Origin of the sequence: Paenibacillus sp. FSL F4-0097, from assembly GCF_038593125.1 — a bacterium.
Classification (GTDB): Bacteria; Bacillota; Bacilli; order Paenibacillales; family Paenibacillaceae; genus Paenibacillus_AQ; species Paenibacillus_AQ odorifer.
In genome coordinates, this window is sequence record NZ_CP151965.1 from 3356140 (window position 1) to 3381575 (window position 25436).

Below are 25436 nucleotides of genomic sequence, written 5' to 3' on the forward strand. Positions count from 1 at the left end.
TTTCATACCACAAGACAACTGATTCTGATTCCATTCCGGAAGGGATTTGATACAAGTGCGAGTATTGATTGTAGAAGATGAGCCTGTCATTCAAAAAGGATTGGTGAAGATGGTCCAGCGTTATCCGGTCTCATTCACCGCGATTTATACAGCCGACGATGGCGAAGCAGCCTTAGAAACTATCCAAAAGCTAGAACCGCATTTAGTACTGACAGATTTGCGCATGAAGCGGATGGATGGCCTTGATTTATGTGAACGAATTCACCGTGATTACAGTCATGTCCAGGTGGCAGTCATTTCCGGGTACAATGACTTTCAATATGCTCAACGAGCAATGGCATACGGCGTTAAGCGATATTTGTTAAAGCCGGTTCTCCAGCAGGATGTGCATGATATGCTGAGAGAACTTATATCCGGAATGACAGGCAACATTATTCCTGTTCATAAATACGTGGATTGGGCCGAACAGCTGGAACAACATATCTGGCTGCTGCAACGTGATGAGACAAACCGTCTGCTTGATGACAGAGAAACATCCGGTTTATTTGAAGGGTTGAACGTCTTTAGCATGGATGCAGTCCTGAATGATTGTCTACAAATGATCGTAGATCGCTTGGAACGCCGAGGCTGGAAGCCTCAGTCCCGGTGCTGTGGAGATGTGAAAGCCGCCAATACGAAAAAAGAAACGATGTTAGCATTTGTCGCAATAATAAACGGTATACTTGCGGAGCTGCAACTTACTCGCAAAGGCAACTATAAGGACCCGGTTGAAGAAGCAAAAGCTTTCATTGATAAACATTTGGCTGAGGATGTGTCGTTAGAAGAAGTAGCCAAACGGGTGGGACTTGCCCGCACCTACTTCAGCGCATTATTCAAAAAAATGACGGGGGAAACCTTCGTACACTACCGGATCCGAAGAAGAATGGAGGAAGCGCGCAGACTTCTTGCCGTACCTACCATGACAATCAGTGATATCTCGATTCATGTAGGTTACGAGGATTATCCCCATTTTACGAAGACGTTTAAAAATCTCGTGGGTGTGTCACCTTCGGAATACCGTGCTTCGTTTGGCATTGAATAATGAGAGCAACCCTCAGCCGGAAGCTGCTATTTTATTTTACCATTGTCATCTTACTTTCCCTGTCAGCGCTGGGGATTTCCTTCTACAGCATTTCTGCCAAGCAATTGCAGGCAAGCACTGAAAACCAAATGATTCAGATCGTAAATAATGCAGTTCATCATACCAATCTCTATATTTCATCCTATCAACGGTCGACCGTGGCGCTACTAACGGATTTGAGAGTTAAAAGATATATTGACCTATCATCAGACCGTGAGGAATATGAAAATTACCGCTACACGACCGATATTCGCGATGCAATTGTCGAACCAGTATGGATTCGCAATCCCGAGATTGAAGCCTTATATATTATCGGGTATTCCGGAAATGCGCTTTATTATTATAATGGCGGTTCAGCGCCATCTTTTACACAGGAAGACACCGCTAGACAGATCAGGTATTTCAAAGAACATACAGATGTCAGTGGACAGTTGAATGTAATCAATTACAGTATCCGTGGGGATCAAACGCCGATGTTGACCTTAATCCGCAGCATTCGTGGCCTTCAGTCACCAGAGATGAAAGGATTTGTAGGCATCGAAGTCAAAGCGCAGGAGCTCTCCACGTTATGGAAAGGGATCGATCTTGGTCCCGAAAGCTATTTTTTTATTGTAGATGGCGAAGGCAGGATTCAATATCATAACGATCAAAACAAAGTAGGGACGTTGATTCCCGATAGTCTTGGCAAGCAAATTGAGTTAGCAGGAGATGCGATGTTCCGCAGCTCGGCAGAGGGAGTGGAAAAATCTTATATCAGCCGTAATGCGGAATATTCCGGTTGGCATCTGGTTGTATCCATTCCAGACACTCAGCTGCAAAAGCCGCTAATTACCATCAGGAATTATATTATTGCTGTCGCGATTTTGACATTTATGATAGCGCTGTTTCTGGCAAGCCGATTTGGTAAGTCTGTTACTACACCAATCCGTACACTGATGAAAGGAATGAGCCAGACCGAAAAAGGAAATTGGGAATTAATCTCCCTTCCGAAAAGCCAGGATGAGGTCACTGGGCTTATCGTTCGTTACAATCTGATGGTAACGCGCCTGTCAGAGCTTGTGGACACCGTGTATCAATCAGAACTGAAGAACAAGGAAGTGGAAGCCGAGCGGCAGAAGGCCGAATTCCAATCCTTACAGTTACAGATCAACCCCCATTTTTTATATAATACGCTCGAAACGGTGGTCTGCTATGCAGTAATTCAGGATTCAGATGAAATATCAGAAATTGTCGGAGCCCTGTCCTACATGCTGCATTATTCGGTGCGCACCAATCTTGAAGAGATAACCGTGGCCAATGAGCTGAAGCATGTCATCCATTATATGGTCATTATCAATCACCGGATCGGAAGGCCGTTTGATATCGATGTGCGGATAAAGCCTGAAATGCTTCTGCGCAAAATGGTCCGCCTGACCTTACAGCCACTTGTGGAAAATGTGTTCCAGCACGCTTTTCGTTATGGTGTTGAAGATCATCACACGATTACGATTGATGCTGGAGAGGATGGCGATATCTTCTGGGTCAGCATTACGGATAATGGCAGCGGGATGACCCCGGAGCGGCTTGAAGAACTTCGCCTCAAACTGAGCGAAAATCGACTCGCCGATGTGGAGGAAGGTAAAGGAAGCCCAGGCGGCATCGGTGTGCAAAATGTTCACCGCCGGATACAACTTGTCTTCGGGGAAGAATGCGGTGTTGACGTAGAGAGCAGTCCAGAATGGGGAACACGCATGATCATGAGAATGCCGATTTCCGGAAGGAAGGAACATCAAGTGCTTAACGCATAGGCGCTACTCGCCGAAGAGAACGAGGATCAAAAGGCTGTCCTGAGGTCCGAGCCGCGGACTTTTTGGGATGGCCTTTTTTTATAACGGCAACCGATCACAAAAAAACACATCCCATAATAATCCACCCCATGGGAGTGCTGATGATACAGCTTTATGATGGGTACAGGTAAACCAAATACCTTTTTATACTAATAAGGGGGATTATCCAGATGAAAAAATGGGTTAGTCTGATCCTATCCACGGCGCTTGTATCAAGTCTCGTCGCAGGATGCGGAGGCAATGAAACATCGGACGGTAACGCCGATGCAGCAGGCGAATCAAAACCGCTTAAATTTAGTATTTCGTTAAACACAAGCGGAAACGCTTACACGGAAAGTTCTAAAGACATTAACACCGATAAGTGGGTCAAGGAGTTGGAAAAACGGGCGAATGTCGATTTAGACATTAAGTTAATTCCTTTGAAGGACTTTGATTCCAAAATGGCTGTTATGTTCGCAGGCGGTGATATTCCGGATGTGGTTCAAAATGTCGGAGGGGCTACAGATAAATCGATGGCTGGATCGGTTCAGGCTGGTGTTTTTATGCCGCTAGATGATCTGCTGAAGGAGAATGCGCCTAACTTGATGAAGGTTGTCCCGCAGGAAGCATGGGATGAAGTCAGCTACGACGGAAAAATATATGGCATTCCGACTTGGCTCAGCAATCCGTCTCGACGTGCCACCTTTATCCGAACAGATTTATTGGAGAAAACCGGTCTCCCGGTACCTGTAACGATTGAAGATTTCTTGAATGTGCTACGCGCTTTTAAGAAACTCGGTGTGAGCGCGCCTTATCAGATGCGTGAGAACTTCAAATATGCAGATATCGCATTCGGTGCATATGACGCGCTTGGCTATCAGTTTACAGAGGATAATGGAGAGATCGTACCCAAATTTTATAATTCCGAGAATATGGAAAAAGCACTGAACGTATACAAAACGATGTATGACGAAGGCCTCATTCAAAAGGATTTTGCAACAATTCAGACGGCGCAGTATGGCGAAAATATTGCTGCAGGCAATGCAGGAATCTGGACAGCTAACGCGCAGAATCTACTGGATTTCCGGACCCAAATCGCCGCATCCAATCCGGAAGCGAAAGTGGATATTATCTCGTCGCCAACCGGTGACAATGGACAAAAAGGATATGGCTTGTATAGTTCGGTCAATACCTCACTGTATATCAACAATAAGGTCAGTAAAGAAAAGGCTGCCCGGATTATTCAAATGTTTGAATGGATGCAGACCCCGGAAGCCAGTAATTTCTATAGCTTTGGGATTGAAGGCGAGAATTACACGGTAAAAGACGGAAAAGTTGATTATAAGCTGCCAGAGAACAAGGCTGCCCAAGATGAAGAGAAATTCCGCACACAGCTGCGCTGGGTAGGGGACGGAACGATCAACCGCGAACGAACTGAACTGCTTACGGGTGGTAAAGATGTTTTGAAAGCATTGGATGAAACTCTGAGTAAAGAAGGCTTAGGGGGCATCGGTTTTGTACCTGATCTGGAGTCATTCAGCAAATTTCCTGATCTTGCCTCCAAACGTCCCGATCAGGCACCAAAACTGATCATAGACCATATGGTCAAAATGATTTATGGCAAAGAACCGATTAGCGATTTCCCAAAAGTCATCGAGGAATATAAGCAAAAGGGCGGCGAAGAAATCTTAAAAGAAGCAACAGAACGCTACAAAAACAATGAGGGAATCCTTAATCAGCAAAGCCGGAAATAGATAGATTCTTAGGAAGCCTCTTCATTCGAAGGGCTTCCTGCCAGTTAGGAGGGAGAACGATGAGTCAAACTTCATTGTGTGATGAAATCATGCGTCTGCCTGTAATCGATACACATACCCATCTCGTCGGCGATAAGCTAAACGCGGCTGACTTCTGGGAAATAGCCGATTATTTCTGGTTGAACCAAGAGCTTCAGTCAGCAGGATATCCGGCGGATGCGGACCAACTTTCGAAAGAGAAACGGGCTGACTCTTTTGTTAGCGCCTACCACGCTTCCCGTAATACGATGATGAATCGTGCTTTTACAGCAACCATGAAAGATCTGTACGGTATCTCCATCACAGATTCAGAGTCGGTGTTCAAAGCGGATATAACGGTTAAACAGCAAAGTCACGATCCCGGCTGGGCGCAGAACGTAGCTGACCGTCTGCATGTGCAGCGGTTTATTGTAAACCGTCCGGAACATGCCAACTTTGCACACATGAGGGAAAATGCTCTACTGATTCCTCGAATTGACTCTTGGCTGCCTGAGCTGGCAAAGAATATTGCAGATTCCTATGATCCCAGCCGGGAGGCTGCTTATGCTCAAGCGAAAAAATTTATTAGCGAGCAGCTGCAGTCTTATCAGACTATGGGCTGTCCAGGAATCATGACTACGTTGCCAGCTTTTGAAGCCAAAGCTCATGATGTTTACAATCTTAGCAACGTAACTGGACCGGATGAAATCATGATGCTGCTCTTTCATCATATTTGTTCGGAACTGCAAGCAAGAGGAATGTTCTTGCAGTTGTTTCTCGGCGTCGAACGCAGATGGTGTAATACATCAGCTGCGCCAGTTAACGATTCGCTACGGATTGTTAAACTGTACGGTTTATTCGAACGGTATTCCATTCCGTTTGAGCTGGTGGTGGCTTCGGAATTAAATAACCTGGATGTTGTGCAGGCTGCATGGAATTTCCCTAACGTTCATGTAGGCGGGATGTGGTGGTATAACTTCAGACCCAGTACCTATTTGCAGAGCATGCAGTATCGGTTAGAGGCACTCGCCCCGCTCAAGTGTTCGCTCATTGTCTCGGATGCGCGCTGTATCGAATGGACATATGGCAAGCTGCTGATCGTTAAAAAAATACTTGCGCGCTTTTTGGAAAGTCAAATAGCGGAAGGCTGGATCAGCCGGGATGAGGCGCTGGATATTGCTGCGGAATGGCTGCATGGCAGTGCTGCTAAACGTTATAGACTAACGGATGTTAAGCAATAAGCCATGGAGGGAGAAAATGACTTTTTCATTAATGGACCGAATGTTGCCTGCTCCTTTGAACGGAGGATTCCGTATGGAGGATTGGTGGGTGTGGTGCGGATCAGCTGTGCGTGGCGAGGATGGGCGTTTTCATTTATTCGCATCCCGTTGGCCGAAATGGCTGCCGATGCATCCGGGATGGTTACTTCGCTCAGAAATTGTCCGCGCATCTGCCGATAACGCGGAAGGACCCTATACGTACGAAGAAACCGTACTACCCGCAAGGGGAGCGGAATACTGGGACGGACGAAGCACCCATAATCCGCATATCCTTCGGTATGGCGATAAGTTTCTGTTGTATTATATGGGCTCAACTCATCCATTCGCTGAGCCGCAACCTAATGAAACAGTGGAACTTGACGACTATCGGGTGATTGCCGCTCGTGCCAACAAACGTGTTGGCCTAGCTGTAGCCGACAGTGTATTCGGACCATGGACAAGGATGGATGCACCTATTCTGCCTACACGTCCGGGCAGGTTCGACAGCTTCCTCACATCCAATCCGGCTCCTTGTATCCGCGAAGATGGCTCCTTGCTATTGGTATATAAAGCCCGCAAATACGAAGGCAATTCCTATGGACAGATGACGCTTGGCATTGCCGGTTCATCTAAGGACGAAGGGCCATATAGAGTAATTAACAACGCACCTCTGTTTCCACCAGAGCGGTCCCATATTGAAGATCCATTTATCTGGCGGTCCGCGGACGGGTACCAAATGATCGCCAAGGATATGGATGGCCGGATATGTGGAGAAAAGCACGGTGGGATATTTGCATCATCTACGGATGGAACCGACTGGCAGCTGGCTGATTCAACGCAATCGTATTCCCGGCGGGTTCTCTGGGAGGACGGCACTGTGCAGTGGATGGGCAGCTTTGAACGTCCGTTCCTATTATTTCAGGAAGGGGTTCCTACCCATTTATTCGCTGCAGTAGCAGATGGACCGGGAGGGTTCCGAAATGCGAAGCACACTTGGAATATGGTCATTCCACTACGGACAACGTTTTAAGAAATTGAATTTCATAAATATCATCAGTGTTAACAGGAGGAACTAAAATGGGAGAAGTACTACCAACTCAACAAACTCGCGAACTGCTGATTTCGGAGTCTACTCTGGAATGGGCGGATAGCGCATGGCAACAAATTGTAAATAAAGTGGAAAAGAATAGTAAGCGAATTGGTGTTAGTTTTCCGCATGCTTCCGTGAGCGGAGTATACGATAACATGCGTCCATCGTGGTGGACAGCAGGGTTCTGGCCGGGTATTTTGTGGCAGATTGCCGCAGAAGGTAATCATCCGGCACTGCAAGAAATCGCCGAGCAAATTGAAGAGAAATTGGATGAACCTCTTTATGCCCTTACCGTACATCATGATGCTGGTTTTATATGGACACTCTCAGCTTTGGCCAATTACCGAGTGACTGGTAATGAACGCTCCAAGCAGCGCGGGTTGATGGCTGCCGCTCAACTGGCCAGCCGCTTTAACCTGAAAGGGTCATTTATCAGAGCCTGGCATGACACGGAGAAGATAAACCGGGCGGGATGGTCCATCATTGATACTGTAATGAATCTGCCCTTATTATACTGGGCATCGGAAGTTACAGAGGATCCGCGTTTCCGGCATATCGCCGCTGCGCATGCGGAAACGGTAGTGGAGCATTTTTTACGTCCGGATGGATCAAGTTATCATATTCTGCAGTTCAACCCGGAATCAGGAGAAAAAATCGGCGCTATGGCCGGTCAGGGTTACGCGGAAGAATCCGCTTGGGCACGGGGCAGCGCATGGATGATTTACGGCCTTGCTTTGTCTTACCATTATACCGGAGAGAACAAGTTTCTATCGGGAGCTAAAAGAGCTGCGCACTTCTTCTTGGCTAATCTTCCAGAGGATCATGTACCTCACTGGGACTTCAGGGCACCTGTTGCAGGCGAAAAGCCGCGTGATACCTCTGCTGGTGCATGTGCGGCATGTGGCTTGATCGAGCTGGCAAAGATCTTACCACAGGCGGAAGCCTCTTTTTACCTCCGAGCCGCAGAACAAATCGTTCGCTCACTTTATGAGAGTTATGGGACTTGGGACATTCCGGAAGAGGAGGGATTGATTCTTTCTGGAACATCCAATCTTCCAGGGGGTGTGCACATCGATACGCCACTGATCTATGGCGATTATTTCTTCGTCGAGGCTGTATCTAAACTCCGCGGAGCCGTTCTTCAGTTATGGTAAGGGACGAAAAAACAACAGAAAACCTTCTCGATGATCCGTATAGTATACAGTCGGTCGATACTCCGATAGATAACGAGCAGGCTCGGCGTATGGAATGGTGGCAGGAAGCCAGGCTCGGCTTGTTTATTCACTGGGGCCCTTATGCCCTGCCTGCGGGTGAATGGAAGGGAAAAGAAATACAAGCTTCTTACAGTGAGCATATTATGCTACGCGCGAAGATCCCAGTTGCTGAATATGAGGAAATGGCCGCGGCGTTCAATCCATCAGCTTTTGATGCAATGAAGTGGGTGCGGACTGCCAAGCGTGCTGGCCTAAAATATATCATCTTTACAGCTAAACATCACGACGGCTTCGCGATGTATGACTCGAGTGTATCCCAATATTCGATCAGTAAGCACACCTCATTGGGCCGTGACCCCCTTCGGGAACTAATGGAGGCATGTCGTGCGGAAGAAATGGTACTCGGAATTTACTACTCCCATGCGATGGATTGGCATGATCCAGACTCTCAAGGGAATACCTGGGATTATCCACTGAATATCGGCGCTTATGATGACGTTCAAACTTGGTTAAATGATACCGATAAACACACCCGCTTTGAACGATATTTGCACAGCAAATCAATCCCTCAAGTCCGTGAGCTGCTGACGGACTACGGAAAAGTTGGTTTAATGTGGTTTGATTGCGGGGGCAAACTGACCCGTGAGCAAGGAGAAGCGTTTTTGGCGGCGGTTCATGCAATTCAGCCAGATTGTTTGGTCAATAGCAGAGTATGGAAAGCACCACTTGGAGATTATTCAAATACATCTGATAATCAACTTACGACTCGTAACCTTGGTAAGTACTGGGAGAATATTATTACGTTAAATGACTCATGGGGGTATAAGAGATCCGATCACCATTGGAAATCCCCTGTAACTATCATCCGCCAGATCATCGATGTTGTAAGCAAAAATGGGAATCTGGTTATCAATATCGGCCCAACAGCGACAGGGGAATGGGATCCAGTATCCGAATCCATTTTGCTTGAAGTAGGAGATTGGTTAAATACCAATGGGGATAGCATTTACGGTGCTGGAGAATCGCCCACAGCCAAACCGTCTTGGGGTAGATGCACTTTGAAAGGAAACACATTATATCTGCATGTTTTCGATCTTAAGAAGAGAAATAAGCTAATCGTTCCCGGTCTGAAGACCGCTGTTCAAAAGGTATTTGCTTTAGATGGAGGGGAGGAGCTGTTTTTCACAAAGCTATCTGAGCAGGATCTGGAAGTCGAACTCCCCAGCTTACCGAACTTTGCCGAAAATTCTAACAACATGCCGCTGGTCATCGCAATTGTCTGTGCAGAACCTGTAGAAGGTAATTCAGTCAAATTATTGGACTTTGGAGAAGATACCTTACTAGAATTGGGGGTATTTGAAAGCGAGATCTTTGGTCCAACCCTCCGTTACGATACAGGAAAAAAAGACCATGATAATTTGTTGGACTGGAAGGATAGAGAGGATACCACAGTTTGGCATGTCCGGACATTAGGTCCGGTAAGATTTCAAGTTAGTATCGCATATCGCAGCGAAGAAGGAGAGAATGGGGGTGGCGGAGTCTACCTCATCAAGGCTGCGGATCAAATTTTGCAAGCTAAAGTTATTTCTACCGATGAGGTTAATAATTTTCAAAGCTTTCAAGTAGGTGAACTGTATCTCCCCACGGCAGGAGAATATACGATTCAATTGCAGGCAGAGCTTATTACAGGGGGTTATTTGATGCAGCCTAGATGTTTAAAACTACTGCAACTATGATATTTTTATATTGTAATAATGAAAAAGAACTCAAATCACTTGGGTTCTTTTTTTTGTTGATTTAAGGATTGTTGTTGACATATTGCCCTTGGGTAAATATATTGTATATAAGAATAAATGTTTACCGAGGGAAACAAATTGAATCAAAGGAATCATTGTTTCTATTAGGAAATAAATTAACCGGGTGAACAGAACAGTGCTACATATGAACTTAACAGAGATAAGGAGTTTTTTTTATGATTGAAATCAGAAACCTAAACGTAGATTATTTCGGTAATTCTGCACTAGAAAATGTAAATATTGATATTCCCTTTGGGTATGCAATCGGAATTATCGGACCAAATGGTGCCGGGAAATCTACATTTATCAAGTCTTTGTTAGAGGTGATAAAGAAGAGAACAGGATCAGTTATGGTGGAGGGAAAAGATATTTCAGAGTACAAACGGAAGATCGCATATGTGCCGCAAAAGAATGACATTGATCTTTCTTTTCCAATCACGGTGAGGGATACAGTGCTGACTGGAACTTACCCAAATTTGCGAATCTTCCAGCGTCCCGGAAAAACAGAGCGGCAAAAAGTCGAGGAATGTATGGCGATGGTGGATATAAGTGATCTTGCGAATAAACAAATTAGCAATCTGTCCGGGGGACAACTCCAAAGAGTTTTTATCGCCAGGGCGCTTGCACAACAAGCAAATGTATTTTTTTTAGATGAACCTTTTGTAGGCATAGATTTAGTCAGTGAGAAAATCATTGTAAAGCTGTTAAAACAACTTCGCGAAGAAGGAAAAACCATACTCATCGTTCATCACGATTTGCATGAGGTCGAAGAATATTTTGACAAAGTCATCATTCTCAATAAGAAATTAATTGCTTTTGGTGATGTTAAAGACACCTTTACGCCAGAGAATATCCTCAGCGCCTATGGTGCCTCCTTAGGTAATCTGGTGATCAAAGGGATGGGGGCGACAGATCATGATTGATTATTTCTCAGGGGTATTAAACATTCCAATATATGCACTTAACGCGGGATTATCTGCTATCATTCTTGGAATTGTATCAGGGGTTTTAGGAAGCTTTATTGTACTTAGAAAGATGTCATTAATGGGAGATGCGTTATCACATGCGGTGTTACCCGGGGTGGCGTTATCTTATATCCTAGGCATCAACATTCTTCTTGGAGCTTCACTATTTGGACTATTAGCAGCAGTTCTCATTCAATTTATTACAAGTCGCAGCAATATTAAAAGTGACACTTCTATTGGCATTATTCTTAGCTCATTTTTTGCGCTAGGCATTGTCCTAATTACTTTCGCCAAAAGCGGGCTTGATCTAACTCACATTCTATTTGGTAATATTCTTGCCGTCCCACAGTCGGAGTTAATGCAATCCTTTATTATTATGCTTGTTGTTATTGCCATCATTTCATTGCTGTATAAAGAGCTTTTAATGAGTTCGTTTGATCCGGTTGTTTCCAAAGCCTATGGGTTAAAAACAGGGTTCTATCATTATTTATTGATGATGCTCCTATCTGTAGTTACCGTATCTTCGTTATCTCAAGTAGGAATTGTGCTTGTGATTGCAATGCTGGTTATTCCGGCTGCTACATCCTATCTCTGGACGAATAAGCTGTTCCACATGATTATCCTAGCTTCTACAATCGGCGCTGTATCCGGGATTATAGGTGTAATTGTAAGCTTTAAATTCAATTTACCTACAAGTGCGACGATTGTTCTGGTCGGCGTAAGCATGTTCGGAATTTCATTTATAATCTCACCAAAAAATAATTTTTTCAGGAAAGGGTTGAAACAAGGATGAAGACCATAAAAATACTCTATTTGACAATGTTTATCGTACTTCTTACCGCATGCTCAAAGGTTAGTGAAGGAGATGCAGACCATGATAAGCTGCAGATTGTTGCAACATACTCCATTATCGCTGATATGACCGAAAACATTGTAGGGGAGAAAGCTGAAGTTTACAGTATGGTACCCATCGGAACAGATCCGCATATGTACGATCCATTACCCAAGGATACAAGTAAGGTTTCTAGCGCAGATTTAGTGTTTTATAACGGTTTGAACCTAGAAACAGGTAAGGGGTGGTTTCAAGATCTTCTAGATGTGACTAATAAAAAGGATGTTGCTTTTGCAGTCTCAGATGAAGTATCTCCAATGTACCTAACAGAAAAAGGAAAAGAAACTCAGGTTGACCCTCATGCCTGGCTGGATATTCAGAATTCAATAAAATATGTAGATATTATCACTAAACGTGTAATCGAAAAAGATCCCGACAACAAAGAATTTTATCTTAATAATCAATCAGAATATGTTAAGAAACTGAATGAATTGGATCAATATGCAAAAGAAGCAGTCGAAAAAATTCCACAAGAGAAACGTATCCTTGTTACCAGTGAAGGAGCATTCAAATATTTTTCTAAAGCTTACGGATTTGAATCGGCTTTTATCTGGGAGATCAATACGGATAGTCAAGGAACGCCAGAACAAATGAAAAACATAATTAAGATCATTGATGAAAATCAAGTGCCTGCATTATTTCTGGAAACTAGCGTAAATCCAAAAACAATGGAAACTATCGCAAATGAAACGGGAGTACCGATACATTCTAAGATTTTCACCGATTCTTTAGCTAAGAAAGGCGAAGAGGGCGACACATACATTAAGATGATCAAATGGAATATTGATAAAGTTATAGAAGGTTTATCTCAATCCTAAATGCCTGGCTCAAAGCTTATATCAACCGACAGAAGGTTCAGTTTACAGCTGATTCCTATGTCGGTTTTTTATTGTATAAATGCTTCTATGGAGCCTCAAAATATTACGTTTACGCCTTAGGATAACCTGCTACAGGAAATATCTTCTTGTCTACTTTTCAAAAAAATCTTGGTAAGGTAGAGGCTAACACTTAATAAGAGGTGAAAAGTTGTCATGATTAAGAAACACTGTTTGTTCTGTGATGAGATTGTTTCCATTGAACCAGAAGGCGATAACGATAGATATATAGGCTGTTCTTGTTCACCAGGCGGGTTTTATAGTCTACGTAGAGACAGCTACGAACCCATTAATTCACTCCCGCATCAAAAGAAACGCGATATGCTGCATGTAGTATCGGCTTACATACGTGAGCTGACTGATTGTGATGAAAAGGTCACTATATCTGCTGATGATTTAGAGTCCATTGTAAATTCACCCAAAATACCTGTGAGCATTGAAGATAAAGGAAACCGTCTACTGCAATATTTATATAGACATTCTGAAGGCCCGGGGGAAGCGGTTGTCATTCAACCCCTCTCTAGCAGCTATAACTTGACGTATTCTCCCAATCTGCAAGAGCTGGTATATATCATAGACAAGTTGATAAGTGATCAGCTTCTGATCAGGGAAGGCATGACCTTTAAGCTTACTGAAACCGGCTGGAATGAAGCTGCGGAAAGCGCTGGAGGTAAGAAACTAAAACCTTGTCTCGTGCTCGTGTCGGATGAAGAGAATTTGTCTACAACATGGCTGGAGAAGTTATTGCCCAAAATAGAGCAGTGTGGTTTTCTTCCGCGCTTATTAACACATACGAAAACTCAGAGTGGTGAAAAATACGAGTTGGAACAAATCGCAGATAGCAAACTGATTATCGCAGATTTAACGGGACAATCCCCAGAGGTGTATTTCTCAGCGGGATATGCACTTGGTTTAAACATACCCGTATTATGGACCGTAAACAGTATTGAGGCGGATAAACTTTTTGTACAGCTTAAGGATATTCGTCCTATTGTGTGGGATTCAGCAGAAGAACTAGCAATTATACTACAGCAGAAGTTGAGTTAACCGCAAAATCATTGCCTATGACTCGATAACCTAGCTGAAATTCAAACAGGTGTCTTCTTAAATGAGGACGCCTGTTTCGTTTGGTACTGTAAGAACACTATCTAATTTTCTTAGGAAGTGATATTGTAACCGATATAAAAAAATGAGCAAATGTATGTAAATGTATGCTTCAGTTAATATTAGCTCATATTCATACTCTGGATAAGAAAGAGGGATAGAATTGTTTTCAAAAAGGCAAAAAGAAATACTTTTATATTTAATTAATTCTAATCAACCTGTCACAGCTGCATGGATTTCTAAAGAACTGAATGTTAGCGATCGAACGATCCGTAATGATTTAAAGGAACTACAAAATATATCTTCCGTATTAGGCCTGAAAATAGAATTGATTCGTGGGAAAGGCTTCGCAGCAAAAATTACTGATATAAATCTAATTCATCAGGAATTTGGTGATTTAACAAGTGATAAGATCAGTTATACTACGATTGACTTTTCTGAACAAGACAATAGGGTCTTTTATTTGTTGAACCGTTTTTTGTTGAAAAATAACTATATCAAATTAGCGACGAAACTATATTTGTGCGTTGGAAAAACAAAGTGAAATATTGGGCCACTATTAATGAAGTGAATGTGCTTGGAGGCTATTGGACTTTGGGGTTAGCTTCAAATAATATCAAGGAAGGAACCCATTCTAATCAAGGCGAAACTCCCCTCGCTGATGCAGGTGACAAATTACAATCTATCCATCATCTTATGGTTGCTTCGGCTTTAGCTAATAAACTGGCACGAACGATTAATCCTGACTTTAAGATGGGAGCTATGTTGGCATTATCAGGGATCTATCCAGCAACATGTCATCCAGATGATGTATTTGGGGCCTATGAATTCAGAAGAAAAGCGTTAATTTTCTCAGATGTAATTTTACGAGGCTATTATCCAAATTATGCCCAAGCCATTTTTGATGAATATAATTTCGAGTTAAAAACAGAGTTTGGTGATGAAGAGATCCTAAGACAGTATACTTCCGATTTTCTAGCGTTTTCTTATTACCGTACAACTGTATTTGATCGTTTTTCACCTAACACAACAACAACTGGTGGACAACAAGGTTCGCCTAACCCGTATCTTAAAGCAACACCGTGGGGTTGGCCAATCGATGCAAAAGGTCTACGTTTTGTATTAAATGAGCTATATGATCGTTATCAAAAACCTCTGTTTATTGTTGAAAATGGAATGGGCAACATAGATAAGGTTGAAGAAGATGGTAGTATCAATGATGATGAACGTATCGACTACTTAAAAAATCATATCAAAGAAATAAAAAACGCTATCGAAATTGATCATGTGGATCTGATAGGTTACACACCTTGGGGCTGCATAGACATTGTTTCTGCTGGAACGGGTGAAATGAAAAAGCGTTATGGCTTTATTCACGTCGATCTGGATGATAAAGGAAACGGGTCGTTTAAACGTTCGAAGAAAAAATCATTTTATTGGTATAAAAATGTTATCGCTACTAATGGAGAACAATTAGATTAATTATTAAATCGTAAAACGAAATGATTCATCTGGAGGCATTATCAGGAGCAGTCCTAAGCGGGACTTGCTTTTGGTAATGCTTTTTTTCACTGGATTGTTGACATGTGATCATTTGGTGTCTTATAATCAATCAGACACCAAATGGTGTCCTATTAGGTAATATTGATGGATACTCGGTGACATTACAGGAAATATTACGGAAAAGGTGGGGGTGGTTGTGAGCGACAATAGTCAAGTGAGGGATGTTTATGACGCTGTTGCGGATCCAACAAGACGAAAACTTCTTCAAATTCTGGCTGATGTTGATGAATTACCTCTGTATGAGATAACGATTCATTTTGAAATGGGTCGTACAGCCGTTTCGAAGCATTTAAATATACTTAAAGATGCTGGTCTCGTAATTGCTCGAAAGGTTGGCAGAGAGACGAGGTATCGGTTGAATGCCAATCCTTTGAAAGAAATTCAAGATTGGGTATCTTTTTATGAAGGATTCTGGAAGCAAAGAATTGATAAATTAAAACTTATATTGGAGGAATAACTATGAAACCAGATGTATCATTAGATTTTCAATTTACAAGTTCGATCGAGAAGGTATGGAATGCTTTAACGGATTCGGATACGCTTGCGAAATGGATCTGGAGTAATGATTTTAAACCCGTCGTTGGTCATAAATTTCAATTCCGTGCTGAGCCAAATGAATGGTGGGATGGAATTGTAGATAGCGAAGTACTCGTCGTGGATGAGCCTCATACGTTATCCTATACTTGGAATAGTGCGGGAGAAAGTACTACTGTTACTTGGACTGTGAGTCAAGATTCAGAGGGGAAGGTTAATCTCCATCTAGATCAATCAGGATTTAGTGAAGAGACGAAAGCCCGCCAAGGAGCCATCGAAGGTGCTAAATATGCCTGGACAAATATGGGTGGTCAGCTCGAAAAGGTATTAGCAGAATTGTAATTCAAGAATAGGGCGCTTTTCTGGAACAGGGAAAGTGCCCTTTTTAATGGAATAAATCATGGCAATACTAGATGAAGAGAATGGAGATGAGATGAGCTTACTATGAAAATAAATCAATTAATTGCGAACAATATTAACAGATTAGAAACGGTACTGCCAGTGGATGAGTCGTTAGGAATTGCTGGTTTGTCTGGATCTGGTAAAACAACTTTTTGTCAAACGATTGGGGAAGAATCAAAAAAACGTCTCGTTTCCTTATTGCCAAAAGCTGAATACCAGTATTTATTCCCCAATATTATGGAGACTAATTTCAGTGCGATCAAAATGGAAGCAATGCCCCTTGTTCTTTTTCTTGGTAGGTCATCCATATCTTCAAATCCTCGGTCAACCATTGGCACACATACAGGTGTGTTTACTGAAATCCGTGTCACTCTTGCTGAACAATATAATCTCTCTCCAGAGGTTTTTTCATTTAATAATGAATTAGGTTGGTGTCCTGATTGTAAGGGGCGTGGAACTACAAAAAATATCGAGTGTAAAAAGTGTCAAGGAAAACGCTACAATCAAGCAGCTGAACAATATAAAATTGAATTATTGGATCAAGCACAGAGTATTTCCGATCTAAACGACTTTAGCATCGAAACCATTTTTAAACTAGCAGAAAAGCTTAAGATAAGTGAGGGTAAACAACAAATCCTGAAAAATATAATCAATATGAATATTGGTTATTTAACATTAAATCGTATTATGGGTACATTGTCAGGCGGAGAATTAACACGGCTTTACTTGGCAGAATTCATGGCAACAAGTGAAAATACCGTGATTATCATTGATGAAATCTCCGTGGGTCTCGATCACCAAACCCTATTGAAGATTTTAGCGGAGATTAAACAATTGGGATATAAAAATCAAATTTGGCTCATTGACCATTCTGACACGGTGCTGGACACAGCGGATAAACACTTGTTCTTTGGACCTGGCAGTGGCAAATACGGCGGGAAAATTGTTGAGGAATCACCACGTCCTGAGCCCATCAATAAAGAACTAAATCAGGCAGCACCTGCAGAATATTATCAATTTCATGATCTTTATTGTCGTAATATTCAAATGGCTGAGATTCAGATTCCCCAAAATAGACTGGTTACTTTTACAGGTGAGTCCGGATGTGGTAAATCTACGCTGGTTAATGAATGTATGGTCAAAGATTTTCTAAAGCGTTATTCCAAAGATAAGCTGGTGATCGTAGGGCAAGATCGAAATCAGTCGATTACCAGTCGCTCGACCGTTGCCACTTTTCTTGATATTAAAAGGAAACTGACAAAATACAGTGAGGATATTGATGATATTTTTGAACGCTCGATTGAAGATATTATTGTTGAACTGCCAAATGAGGACATTGCTCATAAAAGACTAAGCTTATTGATCAAGCTTGGCCTTGGTTATTTGACGTTGGAGCGAAAAACACAGTCCTTATCCACGGGTGAATTTCAATGTGTCCATTTAGTTTCTGAGCTGTTTGCGGGCTCAAGAAATCCACATACACTTTTTATTTTTGACGAGCCTTCCAAAGGTTTATCACAAAATATTTTAAATCAATTCATTGACAGCATTAGGGACATTTTGCAGGATGAATCTGTCTCCATAATCATGATTGAACATAATTCTTATATGTTAGATAACTCTGATTTTATCGTTGATTTTGGCAAAAGACAGCTTGCACCTGTGGAGCATCTTGATGTTCTCAGTCATGATGATTATTATCGTCAACAAAACAGTGCAGATAGCGTGGCGCCTGCGCACATTTCTTCAACACTCCAGCAACAAAATGGAATTGACTATTTAAAAGAAGATCAGATCGCCTATTTTAAAAATGCAGAGAACATCTATAAAGGTGGCATCTTAAAAAGCTTATCCTCCATGGCCCGCCTGATTTATGGTGAATATCAATCGGATACGATTGCACCTGTCATCGCCATTGATCTGGAACGACACTTGTATAGTCAGTTTACTTTCCTTTATGAAATGGGTGGACTGATCAACCATATTGTGGCAACGCATCCCACTAATAAGGATACAAAAAGCTTTGATCTCTATCAATCAGACAATCATTGTCCAAGCTGTAAGGGCCGCCGTGTGATTGAAGAATTTGATTTTGATATTGTACTTCAGGACAAGAACGTCCCCTTTTGGGACGGCTCATTACATCCAGATGCGATGGAGATTCTGAAATTCTATCAATTACCAAAAATAAAATTCATCTTTGATGAGTTAAAGAATGAGCTCGGACAAGATATTAGCAAAAGTTATAATGAGATGACAGAAGCTGAAAAACACACCTTTTTATACGGGTATTGGGAAAAGTCCTTCTATGATAAAGCAGCTAAAGCCTCGAGAACTTGGGAAGGCTTTAATACCATTATCGGGAACTATATGGTCATTTCGAAATCAATTATTAAAGAGCATATTAAAGCGTCCAAAAAAATGATTACTTGTCCAATCTGTCAAGGAACGGTGTTAAATCATCATAAAAAGCTTAAATTCGGCGACACTGATATTCGCGAGATTATTGGGATGCCCCTTGATCAAGTCATTAGCACCGTTGGTGAATTACAGGTACTAGAAAAAATGAAAGCCATCGTGGGCGGAGATATGGTTTTGACAGAAGAGGTCTCTCTATTACCCAGGGAAACACAAGTCGCTCTAAAAATGCTTGAACTAGAGTTAGGAAGTTTTGCGCAATATGAAATGGTGTTACAAAATGCCTTGCCATTCTGGGACAGCATTAGCAGCAGTATCGAATCCATCAGCAGGAAAAACCAGATTACGATCTGTGATTTTGCCAATATCCACGAAACAAGAGAAAATATCATAGATAAGTGTTTCACTAATGGAAAATATAAAAAGCTGACTTATGTCTATGAAGCGTTTGGTTACAAAAAAATCGTCACCTTAATTAATAAGATTAAAGCAAGCCATCCATGTCCATTCTGTAAAGGAAAAAAAGTTATTTCGGAAGATGGACTTCATGATGGCGTATATAAATTAACGATTCCTTGTGTTAGTTGTTATGCGAGTGGCATCAATGATGAAGGGCGTAAGGAAGTCGTTGAAGGTATAGATGTGCAAACTTGGCTAACGGGTAAAGTAAGTGACGTTGTTTCTAAAAGCTTAAACATTGAGGCTGTAGCTGATATTCCAATTTTCAATCGTATTCGTGAGTTGAATAAACAAGAGATGATGGCAGTTTACCAATTTCTTGAGCAATAGAGTTTAGTTTTCTCAAAAAGACGATATAGAAAAGTAACGCATCGAGTCCATAGACCCGATGCGTTTTTTTACAATTGATTATAAAGCTTACCATCAACAGGTTCTAACCATTCTGTTTCTCCGGGTGAAATGGCTAAGTGAACAAACCAGCTGTCTTTTGTAGCACCATGCCAATGTTTTACGTTCGCTGGAATATTCACAACATCCCCGGTTTGGAGGAATTGAGCTGGTTTGCCTTCTTCTTGATACCAACCCTCACCACCGGTAACTAATAATACTTGTCCGATTTTATGGGAGTGCCAGTTATTGCGAGCTCCCGGGGCAAAGGTTACGTTCCCAATAGGCGCATTCAAAGGTGTCGCGTCAGTATAAATCATCTGCAAGTATGCATCACCTATAAAATTAGCTTCAACCTTTTGTCCGAGTGGAAAGATAGTACTGTTGCTTAGTTGCTCATTAGCCATAATAAAAAACCTCTTTCGTTTAATTTTTATAAATTTCTTTGGCAATATTAAATGCCGACCAAGCTTTAGGCCACCCTACATAAAACGAAATTAACTGCTTCAAAATGAAGTATAGACCTTAAAGTACACTTTAAGGCAAGCCATAAAAATGGATTCATACTCCGACATTTGGTTTTTTATTAGTTTAAGTATATCCTTTGGATAGAAACAAAATTAGAAATGGAGGTGGGGATCATGCCTTATTCCATTGGAGAATTTGCAGAAATCGTCGGTGTTAACAAGAGCACGCTCAGATATTACGAAATGGAAGGATTACTTACTCCACATCGAAGTGACAATAATTTACGCGAATATACAGATCAGGATATAGGTTGGGTTCAATTTTTACTTCATTTAAAAGATTCAGGAATGACGATGGCAGAATTGAAGCAATATACCGAGTGGCGGGCTATGGGGGACGAGACAATTCCTGAACGGAAAAATTTACTTGAACAGCGTAAGCAACAAGTGGAACAAGAAATTAAGGCATTGCAACAAAACTTAGATATACTGAACCGTAAAATTGTATTTTATAATGATCAACTAACGGGGAATAAATACGAATTCGTCCTTTATCACAATGAATAGATATCACATCAAGAAGAAAAGTAGATTCCTAACAAGTTAAGAGGCAGATGAACAACCTTTGATAATCAAAAGTTGTTCATCTGCCTCTTGTTCATGATTTTGTCCATTTAGCTGGATTCGTGTCATCCGGGATTACCTGATTGATAATATCTAGATAATGATTGGCTTTGTCTTCCATATATTTGACTTTAAGTTTGGCCTCTTCCAACTGAGCTGCAGCAGCGGCTTTATACTCCATTATGATTTGATAACGATCGTGGATGGTAGAATCGCCTAGTAAACACAAGTCTACATAGCTTTTAATGTCTTCTACTGACATCCCACATTGTTTGAGATATTTTACACCTGTTAGCCAATTAATGGAGTCATCATCAAAAAGACGAATGTTATTTTTGTCCCGTTGTATCGTTGGAACTAAACCCTTATCCGTATAATAACGGATGGTATGTTCAGTCAAACCCAGTAGTTTGGCAACTTCCTTCACAGTATACATTGTAATTCCTCCTTGAAAATGGATGCGAAAAGAACTCAGCATCGCTTGACTTCGTGTTACTCGAACCTGTTAGGCTAATTATTGTAATCTTAATCACAGAACATGTAAATAGGAGGATTTCATATGCAAACAGTAACTCTGAACAATGGTGTAGTGATGCCTATCCTTGGTTTTGGTGTCTATCAAATGAATGATGCTAGCGAATGCGAGCAGAGCGTTTATGAAGCTATTATGGCAGGCTATCGCCTGATTGATACTGCAGCAGCTTACCAAAATGAAGAAGCCGTCGGTAGAGCCATCAAACGCAGTGGTGTACCAAGAGAAGAAATATTTATTACTACTAAACTTTGGATTCAGGATGCCGGTTATGAGCGTACTAAGAAAGCCTTTGCCAAATCGCTCGATCGATTACAAGTGGATTATTTAGATTTATATTTAATTCATCAGCCATTTGGTGATGTATATGGTTCCTGGCGTGCTATGGAGGAATTGTACCGTAAGGGTAAGATCAAGGCGATTGGAGTCAGCAATTTTCAAATGGATCGTCTAATTGATTTGATTAGCCACAATGAAATTACACCTGCAATCAACCAGATTGAAACACATCCTTTTCAGCAGCAAATCGAAAGTGCGAATTATATGAAAGAGAAGAATGTGCAGATCGAGTCATGGGGACCTTTTGCGGAAGGACGAAACAACCTTTTCAATAATGAAGTATTAGTTTCTATCGCTGAAAAATATCAGAAATCCGTTGCTCAGGTAGTTTTACGTTGGTTAACTCAAAGAGGCGTGATTGCTATTCCAAAGTCTACGCATAAAGAACGGATCATCGAAAATTTTAATATTTTTGACTTCGAATTAAACCAAGAAGATTTAGAGACAATAGCTAAATTAGATACGAAACAGAGTGTTTTCTTCTCGCATAATGATCCCCAAATCGTAGAAGGACTCGCTAAACATAAATTTGATATTTAACATTTGTATTGCACATCCAAGGGGTGCCCTAAAAGCCATGAAAAGGCTAAGGGGCACCCTTATTTTATAAACCAGATCTAACTCCAAAACTTTATTGAGGGGATGATAATCTACTTGAGTAATCATATTGCATGATCCGGTCGAGATATTACATTCTCATTTATCCGTTTATTAATTATATTGAAGCTGTATTCGTTTAAAAAATCCCAGAGTAAAGGAGAAATTACTTTTGAGAAGAGAACTGAGGAAGGTTTTGTCTTTTTTGTTGGTTTTAGTGACAGTGGTTGGCACAGGGATTAGCTTTGATGGTAATATTGTAAACGCTTTCGGACCTAATGTCTTATATGTACCACCAGCAGATTCACCATCCTATGGGGCTTTATCACCTAGGGCAATCCAGCTTAAATATAGTGGCATCAACAATAATAAAATGTATGCTACATTTGAACAAACCTCTAATACCACACCTGTTTTCCCTATTTATGAAAGCGTTGACAATGGTGTCACTTGGAATCAGGTTGGAGAAGTGGAGGATACTCAAAACGGTTGGGGAATGTTAAATTGCCCTGAATTGTTTGAACTCCCCCAATCTTTAGGTAACATGCCTGCGGGTACTATGCTTCTTGCAGGAAATTCTGTGCCAAGCAACAAAGCAGCTACCAAGTTGGAATTATATAAAAGCAATGATTTAGGTAGAACATGGACATATGTAAGCACCATTGCTGAAGGTGGACGAAACGATATTGGTTACGATCCCATTTGGGAGCCTTTCTTTTTGGTTCACAACAACAAACTCATTGTTTATTATTCAGATGAACGTGATCCAGCCCATGCCCAGAAGTTAGTTCATCAGACTACGTTGGAGGGCACGAACTGGGGACCTGTGGTAGTTGATGTGGCATTTGCAGACAGTAAATTACGTCCAGGAATGCCTACAATCGCTAAGCTGGGCAATGGTAATTACGCAATGACCTATGAGATGGTCGGATACCCGGGCGTGCCCAATTATTTGAAAATTTCAGCAGATCCTGAGAGCTGGAATCCAACTGAAGTAGGAACTCTTGTAGGGTACGGAGGAAGTCCCTATATATCTGCTTTGGGAGATGGGAGACTCGTATTAAACGTTGCAGGAAAAAAAGAAGTGCTGATCAACTCTTCTAGAGTGGATGCATCCGGCAGCTGGGTTCCATATAATCCACCCGTAGACGCAGGGTATAACCGCCAACTACTGCCGCTTAGCAATGGCCGCTTATTTATCCCACAAGCCGGATTTTTTAGTGGGAAAAACACGGTGAAATACGGTGATATGTCCGTAGGTTACTACAAATTAATTAATGTGAAGAGTGGGAAGGCTTTAGGTGTATTGGAAGGCGGAACTGCGAATGGCAATCCGCTCGTGCAATGGAGCAGTGGGACTAATTCCTTGGATCAATATTGGCTCATTTCCACTGCGGAAAGTGGTTATGCTCCTAACGGTTACAAATCCATTGTGAATGCAAAGAGTGGTAAGGTCGCCGGAATATTAGAAGGATCAACAACAGAAGGAGCTAAAGCCGTTTTATGGACTGAAAACCATTCCGATGACCAGCAGTGGACTTTACAAGCCTCTGGTAACTACTACAAGATTGTTAACCGTAACAGTGGTCAGACGTTAGGTATAGCGCAGGGTTCTACTGAAGAGGGTACCCAAGTTATACAGCAGACTGATGCAGGCAGCACTGATCAGCTGTGGGAGTTGGTTCCAGATGAAGGACATATTATGGTGGACAGTTATCGATTAGTTAATGAGAACAGTGGTAAGGTGTTGGGTATCTATCAAGGTTCGATGGCGGATGAAGGGAAGGCGGTTCAGTGGACCAGCGGAATTTCATCCCATGACCAAAATTGGTTTGTAGTCAGCACAGCTGATGGCTATACGAAGCTGGTCAATACTAATAGTCGTAAAAACCTGGGCATTTTAGGAGGTTCATTAGCTAACGGTGCTCAAAGTGTACAATGGAATGATAACGGATCGAATGACCAGCAGTGGACTTTGGAGTCCTCAGGTGAATTTTACAATATTATTAATCGTAATAGTGGAAAAGTTCTGGCAGTAGATCAGGGTTCGACGACAGAGGGGGCAAATATTATTCAAACAAATAATACAGGTTCTGCTGGCCAGCACTGGAAACTAGTCTCGAATAGATAATTTATGTAACCAAAAGTCATCGACCTTAAATTAAGGGTGATGACTTTTTGTCGATATAAGCTTTGAATGACTAAATCGTCACCTTCAGTGTCACGGGAATGTCACTTTGGAGAGATATACTATTTCCATCGACATATGGAGGGAATTGTGAAGTTGTTATGGGAGTGAAATTACGAAAGATTCTTATTATAGGAACTATTTTGTATACACTGTTGATCTTATATTTTTTGTTTTTTGCTTTCAATAGAGTAGAGCATGCAACAAGCCAGTATGAATATACGTTTATGTTGATTCCAGAAAGTGTTCCGCTTCTTTTTCCTGATCTCTTTGACCTATCCTTTTCTTGGGTTTATGACTTTGGGAACATCGCTGCTTTTATTCCTTTTGGCGTATTATTCCCTTTGCTGTATCGTACACATTTTAAGAAGTTTATTTGTGTGTTTATCTTAACAATTTTTGTGCTGGAAAGTCTTCAAGCTTTAACTTTTTTGGGTTCCTTTGATGTAGCCGATGTCATCTCCAATACGTTAGGGGCAATGATCGGATTTTATGCATATAAGATTGGGTTTTCCCCGGAAATCACCAGGAGATCACTTTTTACTTCGGCATTATCTGTTGTTGTGCTATTGGTTGGAATCATGGGAATCTCTGAGATCATTGATTTAACTCTGAAGAAAAGTGAAAGACCTGTGCAGGGATTACAAACGTTGGAAAAGCTTACGGGAAGCATGCCTATCACGCATAATCTTCCCAGTTTCACTATCGCAGGTGAAAATATAATACCAAAAATGAATTTGTACAGCAGTGAAGGTGAAGATATTAAAAAATACACCTATACTTTGGGTGATAAAAAAGAGGTATGGTTATATTTCAGCTTTGGATTCCCGCAAAATGAAAATTCTAGCAGTGAACTAATGATTATAGCTGATGGTAACATGATCCTTCAATCCAGTGAACAATATAGTTCCCAAGCTGAACTCAACAATACGGCATTAGTTACCGTAAAAAAAATAACCTTTATCCTTAAAGGGAATGTGAAGTTATGGGATGTAGGATTTAGTGAAATGAAGCATTGGTGGGAATGAGGAACT

At 41.6% G+C, this 25436-nt stretch carries 22 protein-coding genes; 20 read left to right on the forward strand and 2 right to left on the reverse strand.

The features are described 5' to 3' along the window. The first annotated feature begins 55 nt into the window (after positions 1–55). The 16 genes from MHH86_RS15145 to MHH86_RS15220 all read left to right on the forward strand — a co-directional run bounded on the left by MHH86_RS15145 (position 56) and on the right by MHH86_RS15220 (position 19598). A complete protein-coding gene (locus MHH86_RS15145) occupies positions 56–1081 on the forward strand; it encodes a response regulator (protein ID WP_076099254.1) in 1026 nt (341 codons plus the stop codon). Further along, on the forward strand, positions 1081–2907 hold the full coding sequence (locus MHH86_RS15150) for a sensor histidine kinase (protein WP_076144147.1): 1827 nt from the start codon (positions 1081–1083) through the stop codon (positions 2905–2907). Before MHH86_RS15145 ends, MHH86_RS15150 begins: the two co-directional genes overlap by 1 nt. A gap of 209 nt (positions 2908–3116) precedes the next feature. Then, positions 3117–4679, forward strand: coding sequence for an extracellular solute-binding protein (locus MHH86_RS15155; protein WP_076144146.1), 1563 nt, complete (start codon positions 3117–3119; stop codon positions 4677–4679). Positions 4680–4738: 59 nt separating this feature from the next. Further along, positions 4739–5938 carry a hypothetical protein gene (locus MHH86_RS15160; RefSeq protein ID WP_076144144.1) on the forward strand — a complete coding sequence of 400 codons (1200 nt, stop codon included), beginning with the start codon at positions 4739–4741 and terminating at the stop codon, positions 5936–5938. 16 nt (positions 5939–5954) lie between these two features. Beyond that, positions 5955–6986 carry a glycoside hydrolase family protein gene (locus MHH86_RS15165; RefSeq protein WP_176462524.1) on the forward strand — a complete coding sequence of 344 codons (1032 nt, stop codon included), beginning with the start codon at positions 5955–5957 and terminating at the stop codon, positions 6984–6986. Between the two features lie 47 nt (positions 6987–7033). Beyond that, positions 7034–8200, forward strand: coding sequence for a glycoside hydrolase family 88 protein (locus MHH86_RS15170; protein ID WP_076144143.1), 1167 nt, complete (start codon positions 7034–7036; stop codon positions 8198–8200). Beyond that, entirely contained in the window at positions 8194–9996 is a 1803-nt protein-coding gene (locus MHH86_RS15175; RefSeq protein WP_076144141.1) for an alpha-L-fucosidase, read from the forward strand. The genes MHH86_RS15170 and MHH86_RS15175 overlap by 7 nt, the downstream gene beginning before the upstream one ends. Before the next feature lie 239 nt (positions 9997–10235). Continuing rightward, entirely contained in the window at positions 10236–10979 is a 744-nt protein-coding gene (locus MHH86_RS15180; RefSeq protein WP_280513481.1) for a metal ABC transporter ATP-binding protein, read from the forward strand. Continuing rightward, positions 10972–11814, forward strand: coding sequence for a metal ABC transporter permease (locus MHH86_RS15185; protein WP_076099248.1), 843 nt, complete (start codon positions 10972–10974; stop codon positions 11812–11814). The genes MHH86_RS15180 and MHH86_RS15185 overlap by 8 nt, the downstream gene beginning before the upstream one ends. After that, positions 11811–12731, forward strand: a complete 921-nt coding sequence (locus MHH86_RS15190; RefSeq protein ID WP_076144139.1) for a metal ABC transporter substrate-binding protein — start codon at positions 11811–11813, stop codon at positions 12729–12731. The genes MHH86_RS15185 and MHH86_RS15190 overlap by 4 nt, the downstream gene beginning before the upstream one ends. Before the next feature lie 213 nt (positions 12732–12944). Next, positions 12945–13835: a hypothetical protein gene (locus tag MHH86_RS15195; protein ID WP_076144137.1), complete on the forward strand. Its 891-nt coding sequence runs from the start codon at positions 12945–12947 to the stop codon at positions 13833–13835. A 220-nt stretch (positions 13836–14055) separates the two neighbouring features. Next, positions 14056–14436 carry a helix-turn-helix domain-containing protein gene (locus tag MHH86_RS15200; protein ID WP_076316254.1) on the forward strand — a complete coding sequence of 127 codons (381 nt, stop codon included), beginning with the start codon at positions 14056–14058 and terminating at the stop codon, positions 14434–14436. Beyond that, positions 14415–15374: a family 1 glycosylhydrolase gene (locus MHH86_RS15205; protein WP_256717301.1), complete on the forward strand. Its 960-nt coding sequence runs from the start codon at positions 14415–14417 to the stop codon at positions 15372–15374. The genes MHH86_RS15200 and MHH86_RS15205 overlap by 22 nt, the downstream gene beginning before the upstream one ends. A 217-nt stretch (positions 15375–15591) precedes the next feature. Continuing rightward, positions 15592–15912: a metalloregulator ArsR/SmtB family transcription factor gene (locus MHH86_RS15210; RefSeq protein WP_038571021.1), complete on the forward strand. Its 321-nt coding sequence runs from the start codon at positions 15592–15594 to the stop codon at positions 15910–15912. A gap of 2 nt (positions 15913–15914) precedes the next feature. Continuing rightward, a complete protein-coding gene (locus MHH86_RS15215) occupies positions 15915–16331 on the forward strand; it encodes an SRPBCC domain-containing protein (protein WP_036677852.1) in 417 nt (138 codons plus the stop codon). A gap of 102 nt (positions 16332–16433) precedes the next feature. Then, positions 16434–19598 carry an ATP-binding cassette domain-containing protein gene (locus MHH86_RS15220; RefSeq protein ID WP_076316255.1) on the forward strand — a complete coding sequence of 1055 codons (3165 nt, stop codon included), beginning with the start codon at positions 16434–16436 and terminating at the stop codon, positions 19596–19598. 68 nt (positions 19599–19666) lie between these two features. Here MHH86_RS15220 and MHH86_RS15225 read toward each other — a convergent pair whose 3' ends face one another. Next, the gene (locus MHH86_RS15225; RefSeq protein WP_036677849.1) at positions 19667–20062 is read right to left on the reverse strand and encodes a cupin domain-containing protein; all 396 of its coding nucleotides are present in this window, start codon (positions 20060–20062) and stop codon (positions 19667–19669) included. Between the two features lie 234 nt (positions 20063–20296). On the opposite strand from MHH86_RS15225, the gene MHH86_RS15230 reads away from it, so the two are divergent. Beyond that, positions 20297–20689, forward strand: a complete 393-nt coding sequence (locus tag MHH86_RS15230; RefSeq protein ID WP_036677848.1) for a MerR family transcriptional regulator — start codon at positions 20297–20299, stop codon at positions 20687–20689. A 91-nt stretch (positions 20690–20780) separates the two neighbouring features. On the opposite strand, the gene MHH86_RS15235 is transcribed toward MHH86_RS15230, so the two are convergent. Beyond that, entirely contained in the window at positions 20781–21182 is a 402-nt protein-coding gene (locus MHH86_RS15235) for a MerR family transcriptional regulator (RefSeq protein ID WP_036677847.1), read from the reverse strand. A gap of 123 nt (positions 21183–21305) precedes the next feature. On the opposite strand from MHH86_RS15235, the gene MHH86_RS15240 reads away from it, so the two are divergent. From MHH86_RS15240 to MHH86_RS15250, 3 genes are all read left to right on the forward strand, one after another. Beyond that, positions 21306–22157, forward strand: a complete 852-nt coding sequence (locus MHH86_RS15240; protein WP_036677846.1) for an aldo/keto reductase — start codon at positions 21306–21308, stop codon at positions 22155–22157. A gap of 229 nt (positions 22158–22386) precedes the next feature. Further along, positions 22387–24345: an RICIN domain-containing protein gene (locus MHH86_RS15245; RefSeq protein WP_076316256.1), complete on the forward strand. Its 1959-nt coding sequence runs from the start codon at positions 22387–22389 to the stop codon at positions 24343–24345. A gap of 158 nt (positions 24346–24503) precedes the next feature. Continuing rightward, the gene (locus MHH86_RS15250) at positions 24504–25430 is read left to right on the forward strand and encodes a VanZ family protein (RefSeq protein ID WP_076316257.1); all 927 of its coding nucleotides are present in this window, start codon (positions 24504–24506) and stop codon (positions 25428–25430) included. Positions 25431–25436: the final 6 nt, after the last annotated feature.

Coding starts and splice junctions, on each gene's coding strand:
- MHH86_RS15150 (WP_076144147.1), top strand. CDS start 1,081: ATGAGAGCAACCCTCAGCCGGAAGCTGCTATTTTATTTTACCATTGTC.
- MHH86_RS15155 (WP_076144146.1), top strand. CDS start 3,117: ATGAAAAAATGGGTTAGTCTGATCCTATCCACGGCGCTTGTATCAAGT.
- MHH86_RS15160 (WP_076144144.1), top strand. CDS start 4,739: ATGAGTCAAACTTCATTGTGTGATGAAATCATGCGTCTGCCTGTAATC.
- MHH86_RS15165 (WP_176462524.1), top strand. CDS start 5,955: ATGACTTTTTCATTAATGGACCGAATGTTGCCTGCTCCTTTGAACGGA.
- MHH86_RS15170 (WP_076144143.1), top strand. CDS start 7,034: ATGGGAGAAGTACTACCAACTCAACAAACTCGCGAACTGCTGATTTCG.
- MHH86_RS15175 (WP_076144141.1), top strand. CDS start 8,194: ATGGTAAGGGACGAAAAAACAACAGAAAACCTTCTCGATGATCCGTAT.
- MHH86_RS15185 (WP_076099248.1), top strand. CDS start 10,972: ATGATTGATTATTTCTCAGGGGTATTAAACATTCCAATATATGCACTT.
- MHH86_RS15190 (WP_076144139.1), top strand. CDS start 11,811: ATGAAGACCATAAAAATACTCTATTTGACAATGTTTATCGTACTTCTT.
- MHH86_RS15195 (WP_076144137.1), top strand. CDS start 12,945: ATGATTAAGAAACACTGTTTGTTCTGTGATGAGATTGTTTCCATTGAA.
- MHH86_RS15215 (WP_036677852.1), top strand. CDS start 15,915: ATGAAACCAGATGTATCATTAGATTTTCAATTTACAAGTTCGATCGAG.
- MHH86_RS15220 (WP_076316255.1), top strand. CDS start 16,434: ATGAAAATAAATCAATTAATTGCGAACAATATTAACAGATTAGAAACG.
- MHH86_RS15225 (WP_036677849.1), bottom strand. CDS start 20,062: ATGGCTAATGAGCAACTAAGCAACAGTACTATCTTTCCACTCGGACAA.
- MHH86_RS15230 (WP_036677848.1), top strand. CDS start 20,297: ATGCCTTATTCCATTGGAGAATTTGCAGAAATCGTCGGTGTTAACAAG.
- MHH86_RS15235 (WP_036677847.1), bottom strand. CDS start 21,182: ATGTATACTGTGAAGGAAGTTGCCAAACTACTGGGTTTGACTGAACAT.
- MHH86_RS15240 (WP_036677846.1), top strand. CDS start 21,306: ATGCAAACAGTAACTCTGAACAATGGTGTAGTGATGCCTATCCTTGGT.
- MHH86_RS15250 (WP_076316257.1), top strand. CDS start 24,504: ATGGGAGTGAAATTACGAAAGATTCTTATTATAGGAACTATTTTGTAT.